This window comes from Acetobacter oeni, from assembly GCF_011516825.1.
In the GTDB taxonomy this organism is placed as follows: Bacteria; Pseudomonadota; Alphaproteobacteria; order Acetobacterales; family Acetobacteraceae; genus Acetobacter; species Acetobacter oeni.
Window position 1 is genome coordinate 96,665 of the sequence record NZ_WOTA01000001.1, and the last position, 13,697, is coordinate 110,361.

The following is a 13,697-nucleotide window of genomic DNA, read 5'->3' on the forward strand; positions in this document are numbered from 1 at the left end:
GGCTCCGGAGTTCACAGGAACACGGACGACGACAGGACAGGCATGAAGGCGATTAACGCAGTAAGACTGAGCGGCGCAGAAATCCTTCCGCTGGTTGAAGGCGGGAAAGGCGTTGGTGTTTCTACCGGCCAGTCAGCCGGCGCCTGGGCCGCCGCAGGCGGAGCCGGAACTATTTCAATTGTTAATGCGGATAGCTACGACGATAACGGGAATATTGTTCCCCAGATCTATCGGGGCAAAACCCGCCGTGAGCGGCATGAAGAACTGATTGATTACGCTATACGCGGCGGAATCGCTCAGGCGCGGATCGCCCACGAAACTGCGTCAGGTCGCGGGCGTGTCCATGCCAATATTCTCTGGGAAATGGGCGGCGCGGAACGCGTGATCAGTGGTGTGCTCGAAGGCGCGAAAGGGCTGATTAACGGTCTTACCTGCGGCGCCGGGATGCCTTATCGCTTGTCTGATATCGCTACGAAATTCGGTGTCCATTATTACCCGATTGTCTCATCAGCACGTGCATTTAACGCTCTTTGGAAGCGGGCCTATCATAAGACAGCCAGCCTTCTCGGGGGCGTGGTTTACGAAGATCCGTGGCGTGCCGGCGGCCATAATGGACTTTCAAATACTGAAAACCCGCTGAAACCCGAAGATCCATATCCCCGTGTCGTTGCTCTGCGAAAGCTGATGAACAGCTTCGGCCTTGGAAACACGCCAATTATCATGGCGGGAGGTGTCTGGTGGCTTGAGGAATGGCAGGACTGGATCGATAACCCTGAACTCGGTCCTGTTGTCTTTCAGTTTGGCACCCGTCCTCTGCTGACAAAAGAAAGTCCGATACCGGAAGCCTGGAAACAGCGTCTGAAAACACTTGAGAAAGGCGACATCTTTCTTAACCGTTTTTCGCCAACGGGCTTTTATTCCTCGGCTGTGAATAACAGTTTTCTGGGGGAACTCCGGGAGCGTTCAGAACGACAGATTGCGTTCTCATCCGAACCGGTTGGTGAACACGCTGCCGCTTATGGCGTCGGAGCTCGCAAGCGCGAAGTGTTCGTGACAGAATCTGATCTGCTGCATGCGCAGGCATGGGAGGCTGAAGGTTATACCGAAGCGATGAGAACTCCGGATTCGACTCTGATCTTCGTAACACCTGAACGCGCGCGCGAAATTCTGACCGACCAGGTCGCCTGCATGGGATGCCTGTCGGAATGTCGTTTTTCGAACTGGAGCCAGCGTCCGCCGGAATTCAGCAATGGCCACAAGGCCGATCCAAGATCGTACTGCATCCAAAAAACATTGCAGACCATTGCTCACGCCCACGGTCCGGATCAGGAAAGCGTGGCAGATCATAATCTGATGTTCGGTGGAACGAATGCATGGCGATTTGCCAAAGATCCTTTTTATTCCAACAACTTTATCCCAACAGTTAAAGAACTGGTGGATCGTATCATGACGGGCCGTTAAGACATCCCGGCAACTTCAGAGAAGTCATATCTTCTTTCATGAACGGAAAGCTGTGGTCGCTTTCCGTTCATGGGGTCTCGATACGAGAAATTAATCGCTCCGCTCAAGCCATTAAAAAACTGCGCCAGCCTGCCATTTTGCAGCCTCTCGTGCAGGAAACTCGCTTTCATCTGTAAGGAGAACCTGGATGCTTTTACGCTTTCCCGTTTATGCATCGCTGATTGTGACAGGGGTTTTTCTTCTGACGGGCAATGCGGAAATTCGGACCTCATACGCTGCTACGTCGCAATTTTCGCCTGTCGATCAGGGGTGGATTGATCGTGTGCAGGATAAAATGAACTCTGTTGTGACCATGCGTGGTCGCTTCGAGCAAACCGCTGCGGACGGTCAGAAGACAACCGGTGACGTATGGTTGTCGAGGCCGGGCCGTATGCGTTTTCAATACGATAAACCCAGTCCGCTACTTCTCGTCGCAAATGACGGCAAAGTCATATTTCGTGACTCACAACTGGATCAGATAACAGAAATCCCGATTGAACGAACGCCTCTGGGACTTTTGCTGGGCGCGCATATTTCCCTGAGCGGTGACGTAACAGTCACCAGCTTCCGAAAGGAAAACGGCGTCATTCAAATTTCTGCTGTCAGGACAACCTCACCGGGAGAAGGGACGCTCGTAATGGCTTTTGACGAAAAGTCTCTTTCAATGCTCGGCTGGATCGTTGTCGATGCTCAGGGCAGACAAACGCAGGTCAGGCTGTCTGATCTCGTGTCGGGGGCGGACACCCCGTCGAAGCTTTTCATCTTACCGAAAGAAAACTGAGTGCACAGGCAAAACCTGCAAGACAGAAGAGGTTGCATACCGGACAAAAATGTCGGGCAAGTTACGAGAATGCAAAAATTTTCAGGAAATAACCGAACAGATGGTGGGCACAACAGGGATTGAACCTGTGACCCCTACCATGTCAAGGTAGTGCTCTACCGCTGAGCTATGCGCCCATCTGTTCGGTAGGCGGCTTCTAACTTTCCTTTTTAAAGAGTGCAACCCCGACGGATATAAAACGTGTATTTTGATGCGATGACATGCACGATTCTGCCGGGCAACCGCATATGAAATCCTGGTCAGAAGCCGGAAATGATGAGGAAGCCCGTGCTTTCGCAAAACCAGCCGATCATGAAAAGAAGCTGACAGGCACGGGCAGTGCGTCCGGATCAGATTCCTTTGTCGTCGTTCGATCGCCCGGGGTCCCGATTCCTCTCATCGTGTGTTCCCCGCATTCCGGTCGGAATTATACGGCAGAATTTCTTGCACGCTCCCGTCTGCCTCTTGATGCCCTCCGAAGTGGTGAAGATTTTCATGTCGATACGCTGATTGCAACCGCTCCCCAATACGGTGCCACATTGCTATGCGCGACGTTTCCGCGCGTCGTTTGCGACGTGAACCGGGCTTCGCTCGACCTTGACCCGCGCATGATAGAAAACGGCGATGAATCCCTGTTTTCACCGAGCGAACGGGGACGTGCCGGCCTGGGCAGTGTCCCGGGGGTCGTTTCAGGTGGTCGGCAGGTTTATGGCAGAAAACTCTCCATGGACGAGACGGCCGCACGGCTTCGGCTGTTCTGGCATCCCTACCACGCGATGCTCAAAAAACTTATCGATGAAATGCGCGCGGAGTATGGATTCTGCCTGGTCCTCGATATGCATTCTATGCCGCCGGGAATAGACGGGACGAAAGCAGATATCGTGATCGGAGACCGGTTTGGTTCTTCCAGCAAGCCGGTTTTCGTGCAGGCCCTCGGGAAAAGCCTGCTGGCGCTCAGCTTCAGCGTGGCGCGCAACCATCCGTTTGCCGGTGGTTTCATTACCAGTCATTACGGATGCCCGGAAGAAAACGTGAGTGTAATCCAGCTGGAGATGAGCCGCGCTCTTTATATGTGTGCCAGGCCGGGCGGAGGGTATGGTCTTAATCCGCGTTTTGCCGGGAAAATCAGTCAGATTATCGCCGATATGGCACGGTGCGTCAGAGAGCAGCAGGAGGTGGGATGCACGGTATCTGACAGAGTAATCCAGGCGGGAAGAATGTATCCGTAGTCAGTTACAAAGTGCGCACCATGATTCTGAACGCAGTCGCAAAGTGAACATCGGCCGCGTCTGAAGCAGACTGATTAAGCCGGATATCAACGCTTGGTTGAGACGTCATGTAAATCTGGCAAAAACCGGCAGCGACCTGTTCCAGATGGTTCGTTACACAGGCAGCGTGATGGGTATTCAGGGCCTGTTTTAATTGTGCTGTACCGGTTCCATCAGTAGAGATGACGGCGTTGAAAGCTGCTGTTTCGATCTGGTCGAGGTTTACGGCAAAAGGCTTTAGTGAAAATCCGGATACGGTCGCGTCAGACGGAAACTCTTCGACAATCCCTTTTGCTTCCTCCTGTGATCCGGCTATTGCGGAATTATATACGACTGCGATCCTGACCGTGCCTCCGGGGGGAGGATCAATGAAATGAAGTGTCTGACCGAGAATGGCGAGGTCCTTGCTGTTAAATGAAGGCGGGTCTGCTTCGGCGGGAGCCGTACAAAATACGCAGCCAACAGCGCTGATCGCGACGACACACCTTCTCATTCTGTCACTCACCCGAAGGAGCTGCCGCACAATCTCTGGTCCCATCTCATGGTCCCATGATCATTTGTGGCTACTGAGGAAGACTTAAATTTCGACAAAATATCGTCAATTCTGCGGCGCTCTGATCAGGATGAAGATGCTATCGCCTTGATCCACAAAGATATCTGAGATTCCGGGTCTTCGGAAAAAATGAAATCCGAAACAGCCGCAACGCAGTCTGCTCCTGCGGCGATGCACTCAGGCGCACGGGCCAGCGTTATCCCGCCGATCGCAACGAGCGGCAGATCTCCTATCCGTTCCCGCCACTCCGTAAGCCTGTGCGTCCCCTGGGGGCCAAATGCCATCTTTTTGAGGCGTGTCGGCCAGATCGGTCCCAGTGCGACATAATCCGGTGCCAGTTCCAGGGCACGGGTCAGTTCCGGAACACTATGCGTGCTGATTCCGATTCTGATTCCCGCTTCACGGAGCTTATCTCTGTCGGCGGTATCGAGATCTTCCTGACCGAGATGAACGTAAGTCGCGCCCAGATCGATGGCCATTTCCCAGAAATCGTTGATGACCAGTGTCACATCAGAATCAGATGCCGCGGCAAGCGCATCTTTAATTTCGCTTTTCAAACCATCGCCGGACAGGTCCTTGATACGAAGCTGGATAAACCGCGCTCCGGCTTTACCCAGTCGCGAGACCCAGGAAGCGCGATCGACGATCGGATAAATGCGTTGAGGAAGCGGAGAATGTGTCATCCGAGCATGGGCCTTCCGAGCAGAGGGGTAGAGGGAGCAGCCATGTCCCGTGCTTCCATCGGATCAGCGCCGTAAGCGAGATTCCCCGCCTCAACTGCAAGACGGAATGCACGGGCCATAGCCACCGGGTTTCCGGCTTTTGCAACCGCGGTATTGATCAGTACCGCGTCATAACCGAGTTCGAGCGCCTGAGCCGCGTGAGACGGCAACCCGATTCCGGCATCGACCACCAGGGGGGTGCCGGGAAAATGAGCCCGTAACGCTCTCAGCCCGAAGACATTGTTCAGCCCCTTGCCGGACCCAATCGGAGCCCCCCAGGGCATCAGCACCTCGCACCCGGCCGCCAGCAGACGCTCCGCAACCACCAGATCCTCGGTCGTATACGGAAAAACCCTGAATCCTTCCGAAGACAGAATACGGGCAGCCTCAACCAGGCCGAAAACATCCGGCTGCAGCGTGTCCGATTCTCCGATAACCTCAAGCTTGATCCAGTCCGTTTCAAAAACTTCACGCGCCATGTGAGCCGTCGTGACCGCTTCCTTTACCGTGTGACACCCGGCTGTGTTGGGCAGAACGGGGACACCGAGTTCGCGGATCAGGGACCAGAAAGCCTGCCCGGCGCGCTGTCCCGCAGCTTCGCGACGGAGAGAGACAGTAATAACGCCTGCTTCCGCCTCCCGGACTGCCGCGGCAAGAATCTCAGGAGAGGGATACTGAGCCGTTCCCAGCATCAACGGCGAAGAAAGACGTGTACCGTAAAAAAGCATCGGACTATCCACCCTGCATCGGCGCAACGATTTCAACGCGCATACCCTCGACGAGGATATGATGTTCACGAGCCGGCCCCGGGACGAATTCACCGTTTATCGCGGTGGCGATCCGGGCGTCTGAAAAACCAAGTTCGGCGACAAGTGCGGCAAGTGTACCGGCGGTTACCGTATACGCCTCATCGTTTATCAGAATTTTCATGTCGGTCTCTCCGTCGTCGCATATCAGATTTTGTACCGTCTTATCGTCCACGCAAGCGCAACCCCTGAAACGCAGAACACACGAGCGCAATCAGCCGCAGATAATGTCGGCCACCTGTTCGGCAAGCCAGGGAGAAAGCAGATATCCGTGCCGGTAGACCCCGTTTACAAAAACCGTCTGCTTATCCTGTGTCACAAGCGGCATATTGTCCGGATAAGACGGGCGCAGGCCGGTTCCCATTTCCACAATCTCGGCTTCGGCGAAGCCAGGATGTAGCACCCATGCCGCATTGAGCAGTTCGCTCATCGATCTTAGCGTCATCGGTCCCGCGTGCTCACTTTCGACCATCGTGGCGCCGACCATAAAAAGATGATGAGCCCTAGGCACAATATAGATCGGAATACGGGGATGCAGCAGCCGCACCGGTCGATGAAGCGTGACATCCCGACAGCGCAGCAAAATCATTTCTCCCCGGACGCCACGTAAAGTCGTCAGGTTTTCCCGTGCCCGCAATCCGGTGCAATCGACTATCCGGTCAAATGTGGATTGTGCCGGCACGCCGGCCTGATCCGTCAACAGCCGGCCACCAAGACTGATCAGCCGCTCTGAAAGAGCAGGAAGCGCCTTTCTCGGATCAAGATGCCCTTCTTCCCGGAAAAATAATGCTCTGGAAAATCGACCGGCAAGATCAGGCTCAAGCGTTGCTATTTCCTCACTGCCAATCTCTTTGAAATGACTCGTCCGGCGGCCAAAACGGGAAATTTCAGCCGTATCGCGTGGGGGAGCCAGCACGAGGCTGCCATTCGACACCACATCCGGAACATGCCTGCTCCACCATGACAGAGAACCGGTTGAGTGCTCGGTAACCTCTGGCGGCGCGCTCTCCGCTTCGCACCACGGCGCCAGCATGCCCCCGGCCATCCATGATGCGCCCGAGCCGACGCGGGACCCGGATTCCGCCAGCGTCACTCTGGCTCCCCGCTCTGCAAGCGTGACGGCGGTTACAAGGCCAGTAACCCCCGCTCCGCGCACAAGAACGGTTGTTTCGGCTTTCATAACACACCCCCTGTGCGGCTGGTTGCCTTGTCGAAGGCGGAATAGTCTTCGAACCGCTGCACGATGACCGCTTTAAAGCTGCTTGTTAAGGGAACGTCTGAAAGGCCCCCAAAGCATAATAATGCGAGCGCTCCCGTTCCGGTTGCAAACAGTCTCCGGCCAGCCCGTCAGGCAAAGTGGAAAAGGTTTTTGCGCCGATGGCAAGTTCCCTGAAAAAGCACGCAGAATGCTGTCCGGACAGACACATAAAATATGAACCGGCGAAAAAAACGGGATTTATTGTCGTCGATTTTCGATGCGTATAAAAAACCAGTTCCCTTCGACCCCGGATGACGGAGACCTCATGATGTCTGACACGGTGACCGCCCCGCAACTCACGTCCTCCGATCTCGCAAATAACCAGAGAGCGATCGCTTATTTTAGCGAGCATGGCTGTAACACTGTGGGGACGGCCTTCGCTCTGGCCAGAATTCTTCATGACGACAAATGCGTTGCAGAAGCCTCGCATGTTTACAGAACAGCGTATGATCTTCACTCAGAGTATCCGGATCAGGCGCCCGGGCCGCATGTACTGCTGGTACTCCGGCTTCTGTGCGGCATGATGGCTGGCCAGTCTCCGGCCGAAGCAGAACTGAAAACTTTACGGGCGCTTTCCATTCCTTTTTATAATTACGTGACCGGTATCCAGGCGGCCTGGATCCAGGGCGACCTTATAAAGGCCGCACGGATCATAAAGAACTGCTACGAAGAGTTCGATACCGGCTCGGAGTGTGACCGGCTTTGTCTGGAAGTGATGAACCGGCTGTATCACGCAAAAATGGAAAACGGCATTGCGGACAGCCGGATTTCGACAGCGCAAATTCCACGCAAAATTTATATGTACAGAAGCCGGGAAGCATCCGCCGGCGTTGAACGTAATTTCGAATATCATCGGAATTTCACCGGCCTGGAAATCAGAATTTTCAATGAGGAAGAAGCGCCCGAATGGCTTTATTCCGTCTGCGGTGTTGATGCCCGGATGCTCTTTTTTTCAGCACGAAACGCTTCCGAGGCCTCCAATATTTTTCGCATGCACGCAATCCAGCAGCTGGGTGGCTGGTGGCTGGGCACCGACAGTCGTATCCGGTCGGAAGATATTTTCTTCAGCAGATTATCGCAGCGCCATTCTCACGTTTTCATGCTTAACGATGAAAACGGAGTCCATAATGAGTTTTTCGGATCAGTGGCAGGCAGTCCTGTAATCGAAGACGCGCTGCTTTCGATCTATCGCAATTTCTATCTGCATCATGACCTGGCCATCGCGCAGAAAACCGGTTCCGGTGTGCTTGAGCGAGCATTGAATCGGACATTTCACGCAGATTTCGAGCGCATTCGCCCGATGCCCTCTCTGATCACATATGGGAATGCGACCTTCCACGAAGTTATTGAGATAGCTTCTGTGCGAGACTGATACTTTAAAGTGAATCTTTCGCCACTATTGCCAGATAAAGCATAATGCCCGGCATAGCGATATCCGGGCGCGGGCATCGGCTTCAGGACGGAATTACGGGGGCCTGATCCGGTACACAGCCGCATCGCATGAGTGCGTTCCGCATATGCTCCGGAGGAGGCGCCACGGCCGAAACGGGGACGGTAAGAGGAATATCGAGCTCACGGCTCAGAAGATGAAGCCGCTGTCGGGTATTTTCAGTTCCGTACACCGTATCGCCGATGACCGGCATTCCCAGCTCAGCACAGTGAATCCTCGCCTGGTGCGTGCGACCGGTATGCAGCGTCAGTTCCAGCCACGATACATTTCCATCGGTGCCAAGACGTCTCCAGCTCGTTCTGGCCTGCTGCCCGTCGGGACTGACGATCATCTTCCAGCCGTCCGGGCCGGAGACCCGCATCACGGGCCGATCGATAACACCATGTTCCGGTGCCACGCCTCTGACGACCACCCAGTAAATTTTTTTCACCGCGCCGGACGCGAAACAGTCCTGCATCGAGATCAGAGCCTGCTTGCGTAACGCAATGGCAAGGCAGCCACTCGTATCCGCATCCAGCCTGTGAGCAAGCCACGGCCCGTCTTTGCGCCGACTGAGCTGCGGGAACCAGTCTTCCACGCTCGGGCCTTTTCGGGGGCCGGTATGTACCGCCAGACCGAATGGCTTGTTAATGATGACCACCTGATTATTCTGAAATAAAATATCGAAGGGCAGGGGGAGCACGGGAGCCGGCGCCGGAGAGGGCGGCGCATTGCCCGGCACGGTCTTTGTCACTTTGCGGTGTTTACGCATAAAGATGTCTAGTCATCAGCACCCCGGCCAATCAGAACCTTGCGCCGTCCTACATGGTCTGCGCCGCTGACGATACCATTCTTCTCCATCTGCTCGATCAGTTTGGCGGCACGATTGTAGCCGATCGACAGATGTCTCTGAACAAACGATGTCGAGGCCTTGCCTTCCCGGATAACGACGGCAACCGCCTTATCATACAGGCTGGAATCACCATCAGATGCGGTGCCGGCATCAAACGGACCGCTTGCCGTATCTTCCTCACGCTCCGAAATGACATCCTCGTCGTAGATCGGCTCACCCTGTTCCTGCAGGAAGTGGACGACCGCCTCAACTTCGCTGTCCGCGACAAACGGACCATGAACACGGGTGACACGACCGCCCCCCTGCATGAAAAGCATGTCGCCCTGGCCAAGAAGCTGCTCTGCTCCCTGTTCACCAAGAATGGTCCGGCTGTCGAATTTGCTGATTACCTGGAAGGAAATACGGGTCGGAAAGTTCGCCTTGATGGTGCCGGTAATCACGTCCACAGACGGACGCTGCGTCGCCATGATCACATGGATACCCGCCGCGCGCGCTTTCTGAGCCAGCCTTTGCACGGCCGCATCGATTTCCTTGCCCGCCGTCATCATCAGGTCGGCCATTTCGTCGATTACAACGACGATAAACGGCAGCGCCTCAAGCGTCAGAGACTGTTCTTCAAAAATCGGATTGCCGGTTTCCGGATCATACCCGGTCTGAACGCGCCGGGTCACCTCTTCGCCACGGTCTCTCACCTGCGCCGCCCGCTCATTATAACCGGCGATATTACGCACCTGAAGATGTGACATCGCGCGGTAACGGCGGTCCATCTCACGCACGACCCATTTCAGCGCCGCGACAGCCTTGGGCGGCTCTGTGACGACCGGCGTCAACAGATGAGGAATGCCGTCATAAATCGAAAGTTCCAGAACCTTCGGATCGATCATGATGAGCCGGCATTCATCCGGAGAATGACGAAACAGCAGCGACAGGATCATCGAGTTGATCCCCACCGACTTACCCGACCCGGTCGTGCCGGCTACCAGAAGGTGCGGCATTTTCGCCAGGTCGCTGAACACCGGTTCGCCGGCAATATCCTTGCCGAGCGCAAGCTCCAGACGACCGGTCGTACCGGTCCATTCAGGCCGGTTGAACAGCTCCGACAGATAAACCGTCTCACGCACGGCATTCGGAACCTCAATACCGATCACATTGCGTCCGGGAACGGTCGCGATACGTACGCTGAGGACCGAAAGAGAGCGCGCGACGTCATCAGCCAGACCGATCACTCGGGCAGACCGGATCCCCGGCGCCGGCTCAAGCTCATACAATGTCACGACCGGGCCAGGGTGCAGATCGACAATGGTGCCCTGTACGCCAAAATCCGCCAGCACGGTCTCCAGCAGGCGCGCATTCGCCTCCAGCACCTCCCGGCTCGGCCCGGCCTCCGCCCGTGATTCCGGCACAGGACGCAACAGGGAAACAGGGGGAAGTGACCACCCGGTGCCGTTCGTGGAGGGCGGGGAGGCCCGTTCGGATGGCTTTGCCGATGCAGCCCCGGATTCAGCTTCCTGACGTCCACCGAACAGGCGGGACAGAAGAGATTTCCTCTGCCCGTCCTCGGTCGCCTGGTGGTCATCAGGTATCTCGCGCGGAGGCGCAGGCGGACGAGACGGTTGCGGACTGTGGCGCGCAGGTTCTGCTGAAGCAGGCGTTTCAGAGAAGCGCGAGGCTTCTGCGGAGATCTGTTGTGGAACGGATACGGAATTTTCCGTTGCAGGTCCTGGCAGCGAGATCGGCGGCGCGTCTTTTTCAGCAGTTGCCGGGGTCGAAACCGGCATGCGTCCCCGTGGCCGGTTCGCCGGAAGAGACCCGGCAGGAGGCGCGGAAATCACAGAGAGTTCCTGGCCTGCCGCATTGTTATCAGCGCCAGACAATTCCCGGCCGGTGATCAGGGCGGGCGACAGATCGGAACGCTGTGACGTCGCAGCCGTCGCCGGAGCCGGAGCCGGCTGAGAGGGGGCGGGACGGAGAGAAGCGGGCGCAGTCCGTGTTATTGTTGTCTGCGCAGTGTCAGGTTTGCGTGGCGACCAGTGCTGCTGTCCACGCGCAGAGACTTCGGTAAACACCGCTTCTCCGGATCGTGCATCTGCACCCGAACCGGCAATGGTCCCCTGCGCCAGACCCCGCCTCTGCCGGGCAATGATCGATTGCGCCAGCCGGCCAGGCTGCCGTCCGAGAAAAAGAGAAGCTGTCGCAACAGCTCTGCCGATTGCCTGCCATTCCCGTCGATCCAGCCCGAAAGCCAGAGCCCCCAGGAGAATAGCAAGCACCAGCCCGAGCAGCCAGATAATAACACCGCCAGCCGGGCCGATCGCGGATGTGCCGGCAGCCAGCGCCGCAGTGGCCGTCGTCGATCCGATCCCGCCGCCAATGCCGGAATCAGCAGGCCAAGCAGGCGCGTGAATCGCTGTGATAAGCAGAGGAATTGCTGCGACGAGCGCACCACAGACGGGTAAAAGACACATCAGTGCGATCGCGCGCAGCCAGATGACACTCAGCCCGCGATGACGAAAAATTCGCCAGCCCCAGGCGCCCAGAGCGATGACCGGGACAGCCGTGGCAATACCGAACGCCTGAATCAGTGCATCAGCCAGCCAGGCACCGGGCCATCCCAGAAGATTGGTTGCCTGACGGGATGTCGCAACATTGGATGACGGATCAAGCGGATCGTAGCTCCAGAAGGTTGCCGCCAGAGCAAGCGCCAGCACCCAGAGCACGATACCTCCCACTTCGTCTCCGCGGCGCCGAAGAGACGTCTTCAGCGCGGGGGACGACAGATCGGGCGTGGTGAGACGACTGAGACGCGCCAAGTAACCGGTCCTGACTTCATAGGTTGCACTCAAAATACTGCGCACGATCTCCGCGCACAGCACGACCATACCCCGTTCCCTGTCCGTTCAGAAAGGCAGGATGATGGCCGGTCATAATTATATGTCGAAATGCGAAAAAAATTTGAACATTGACGGATAAAGCTGCCGAAGGGATCGCCGGGAACCGGAAGAACAGCCGTCAGACCCGATCTGACCCTGACGGCTCCGGTCTCTGAAACAGCGTCAGTTCGCCGCTTTATACGCGATTGAAGGGTTCTCGCCGAGATGCGGACGGAACGTGTCGTCCCGAAGGGAGGTCTCAATATCTTCCAGTGTGGCCCCGGCTGTCTCAGGGACGAAAAACAGGACGAACAGCACGCAGGCAAGATTCACCCCCGCATAGACCCACATCGTGCCTCCCAGCGAAATCAGCGTGACCAGGGGCAGCGCGGTTCGCGTGACCAGGTAATCACTTCCCCACAGCACGGCGGCATGAAGACTGGTTGCCGCTCCGCGCATAGGGAGCGGGAACATTTCCGCGCCGATCAGCCAGCCCACGACCTGAATGCCGCCGGAGTTAAAGAGCATGAACAGCAGCAGGAACGCGACTGTCGCGTAACTCCCGACAGAGCCCTTATCAGGGTGGATGGCAAACATGATGCCAAGCCCGATCAGACTTATGACCGACCCGGGCCCCATGATCAGAACCAGCCGCCGGCGCCCGATCCGGTCAACAAAAAGGCAGCCCAGCAGTGTCATGATACAATAAACGATCGACACGCCAAGGCTCGCCAGCAGTGCCGAAGAGGCACCAAAGCCCGCATCCGACAGGAATGTCGGCGTATAGTAGATCATCATTTCAAGACCACCGGCCTGCGTAAAAAACGCAATCCCGAGCGCGGCAATCAGAGCCGGACGCACCCAGGGAAGGGCAAGCCCTTTCCAGCCACGCTCATCATCATCAATTCCGCTGGTATTCTCATGAATCTCATGGATTTCACGACGAATCTGCTTCCGGCTCGACCGGACACGGCTGAGCTGCTCAATCGCCGATCCTATGCCTTCGTTTTCCGCCGTCCAGCGAGGGCTTTTAGGCAGAAAAAACATTGAGATAAAGACAAACGCAGCCGGCAACGCGGCGATCGAAACCATGGGGCGCCAGCCCCATGCGTCACGCATCGCAAAGCCCACGACATTGGCCAGAAAAATACCGATGCCAATGGCGACATTGAACATTGTGACAAGCTGTCCGCGTCTGTCATGGGGCGCGAGTTCGGAGATGTAAGTCGGGACAACTTGGGTCGCGCCACCGACAGCAATGCCCAGAAAGACACGCGCGGCGACAAGCAAAGTCACATCGGGTGCCAGCGAACAGGCAATGGCGCCAACAACAAAAATAGCGGTCACGACGATAACGGTCGTGCGTCGTCCGAATTTTTCCGAGAACCATCCCGTCACAACCGCGCCGAGTGTCGCGCCGATCAGAATTGCGGAAGCAACAGTGGCCTGCATTCCGGTATCGAGGTGAAACTCCTTCGTCATAAGCAGAAGAGCGCCGGAAATGATGCCGGTATCGTATCCATAGAGGCCGCCGCATATTGCGGCCACGGTGGCTGCGATCCAGAGAGTCCGATGGGCGTGAGGTGAAATTTCTGCTGCGTCGACGGCGTTTGTAATA

The 13,697-nt window shown here is 56.4% G+C and carries 12 protein-coding genes and 1 tRNA gene; 4 read left to right on the forward strand and 9 right to left on the reverse strand.

Features of this window, described 5'->3' with window-relative positions; translation table 11 throughout:
- The first annotated feature begins 42 nt into the window (after window positions 1–42).
- Entirely contained in the window at window positions 43–1,461 is a 1,419-nt protein-coding gene (locus GOB90_RS00400) for an NAD(P)H-dependent flavin oxidoreductase (RefSeq protein ID WP_146885268.1), read from the forward strand.
- Between the two features lie 187 nt (window positions 1,462–1,648).
- Entirely contained in the window at window positions 1,649–2,281 is a 633-nt protein-coding gene (locus GOB90_RS00405) for a LolA family protein (RefSeq protein WP_146885271.1), read from the forward strand.
- A gap of 101 nt (window positions 2,282–2,382) precedes the next feature.
- Here GOB90_RS00405 and GOB90_RS00410 read toward each other — a convergent pair.
- Window positions 2,383–2,457 (reverse strand) — tRNA-Val (locus GOB90_RS00410).
- A 111-nt stretch (window positions 2,458–2,568) separates the two neighbouring features.
- Between GOB90_RS00410 and GOB90_RS00415 the strand changes: the two genes are divergently transcribed.
- Entirely contained in the window at window positions 2,569–3,549 is a 981-nt protein-coding gene (locus GOB90_RS00415; RefSeq protein WP_173571854.1) for an N-formylglutamate amidohydrolase, read from the forward strand.
- A 4-nt stretch (window positions 3,550–3,553) separates the two neighbouring features.
- On the opposite strand, the gene GOB90_RS00420 is transcribed toward GOB90_RS00415, so the two are convergent.
- The 5 genes from GOB90_RS00420 to thiO form a co-directional block, all read right to left on the reverse strand.
- Entirely contained in the window at window positions 3,554–4,081 is a 528-nt protein-coding gene (locus GOB90_RS00420) for a hypothetical protein (RefSeq protein WP_146885276.1), read from the reverse strand.
- A gap of 125 nt (window positions 4,082–4,206) precedes the next feature.
- Window positions 4,207–4,824 (reverse strand): thiamine phosphate synthase, encoded by a 618-nt coding sequence (locus GOB90_RS00425; RefSeq protein ID WP_146885278.1) that lies wholly within the window; start codon window positions 4,822–4,824, stop codon window positions 4,207–4,209.
- On the reverse strand, window positions 4,821–5,591 hold the full coding sequence (locus GOB90_RS00430; protein WP_146885281.1) for a thiazole synthase: 771 nt from the start codon (window positions 5,589–5,591) through the stop codon (window positions 4,821–4,823). Before GOB90_RS00430 ends, GOB90_RS00425 begins: the two co-directional genes overlap by 4 nt.
- Window positions 5,592–5,595: 4 nt before the next feature.
- Window positions 5,596–5,793 carry a sulfur carrier protein ThiS gene (thiS, locus tag GOB90_RS00435; protein WP_146885283.1) on the reverse strand — a complete coding sequence of 66 codons (198 nt, stop codon included), beginning with the start codon at window positions 5,791–5,793 and terminating at the stop codon, window positions 5,596–5,598.
- 90 nt (window positions 5,794–5,883) lie between these two features.
- Window positions 5,884–6,849 carry a glycine oxidase ThiO gene (gene thiO / locus GOB90_RS00440; protein WP_146885285.1) on the reverse strand — a complete coding sequence of 322 codons (966 nt, stop codon included), beginning with the start codon at window positions 6,847–6,849 and terminating at the stop codon, window positions 5,884–5,886.
- A gap of 343 nt (window positions 6,850–7,192) precedes the next feature.
- Here thiO and GOB90_RS00445 point away from each other — a divergent pair, with 343 nt between their 5' ends.
- Window positions 7,193–8,299 carry a hypothetical protein gene (locus GOB90_RS00445; RefSeq protein ID WP_242011702.1) on the forward strand — a complete coding sequence of 369 codons (1,107 nt, stop codon included), beginning with the start codon at window positions 7,193–7,195 and terminating at the stop codon, window positions 8,297–8,299.
- An 82-nt stretch (window positions 8,300–8,381) separates the two neighbouring features.
- On the opposite strand, the gene GOB90_RS00450 is transcribed toward GOB90_RS00445, so the two are convergent.
- From GOB90_RS00450 to GOB90_RS00460, 3 genes are all read right to left on the reverse strand, one after another.
- Complete coding sequence (locus tag GOB90_RS00450) at window positions 8,382–9,128, reverse strand: RluA family pseudouridine synthase (RefSeq protein ID WP_146885287.1); 747 nt, start codon at window positions 9,126–9,128, stop codon at window positions 8,382–8,384.
- An 8-nt stretch (window positions 9,129–9,136) separates the two neighbouring features.
- A complete protein-coding gene (locus GOB90_RS00455) occupies window positions 9,137–12,088 on the reverse strand; it encodes a DNA translocase FtsK (protein ID WP_146885289.1) in 2,952 nt (983 codons plus the stop codon).
- A gap of 174 nt (window positions 12,089–12,262) precedes the next feature.
- Entirely contained in the window at window positions 12,263–13,696 is a 1,434-nt protein-coding gene (locus GOB90_RS00460) for a sugar porter family MFS transporter (RefSeq protein ID WP_173571873.1), read from the reverse strand.
- Between the last annotated feature and the right edge of the window lies 1 nt (window position 13,697).

Bases quoted from the DNA above. Each gene is read 5' to 3' on its own strand.
- GOB90_RS00455 (WP_146885289.1), bottom strand. From the start codon at position 12,088: ATGGTCGTGCTGTGCGCGGAGATCGTGCGCAGTATTTTGAGTGCAACC.
- GOB90_RS00400 (WP_146885268.1), top strand. From the start codon at position 43: ATGAAGGCGATTAACGCAGTAAGACTGAGCGGCGCAGAAATCCTTCCG.
- GOB90_RS00445 (WP_242011702.1), top strand. From the start codon at position 7,193: ATGATGTCTGACACGGTGACCGCCCCGCAACTCACGTCCTCCGATCTC.
- GOB90_RS00420 (WP_146885276.1), bottom strand. From the start codon at position 4,081: ATGAGAAGGTGTGTCGTCGCGATCAGCGCTGTTGGCTGCGTATTTTGT.
- GOB90_RS00405 (WP_146885271.1), top strand. From the start codon at position 1,649: ATGCTTTTACGCTTTCCCGTTTATGCATCGCTGATTGTGACAGGGGTT.
- GOB90_RS00415 (WP_173571854.1), top strand. From the start codon at position 2,569: ATGAAATCCTGGTCAGAAGCCGGAAATGATGAGGAAGCCCGTGCTTTC.
- GOB90_RS00425 (WP_146885278.1), bottom strand. From the start codon at position 4,824: ATGACACATTCTCCGCTTCCTCAACGCATTTATCCGATCGTCGATCGC.
- GOB90_RS00430 (WP_146885281.1), bottom strand. From the start codon at position 5,591: ATGCTTTTTTACGGTACACGTCTTTCTTCGCCGTTGATGCTGGGAACG.
- GOB90_RS00450 (WP_146885287.1), bottom strand. From the start codon at position 9,128: ATGCGTAAACACCGCAAAGTGACAAAGACCGTGCCGGGCAATGCGCCG.
- thiS (WP_146885283.1), bottom strand. From the start codon at position 5,793: ATGAAAATTCTGATAAACGATGAGGCGTATACGGTAACCGCCGGTACA.
- thiO (WP_146885285.1), bottom strand. From the start codon at position 6,849: ATGAAAGCCGAAACAACCGTTCTTGTGCGCGGAGCGGGGGTTACTGGC.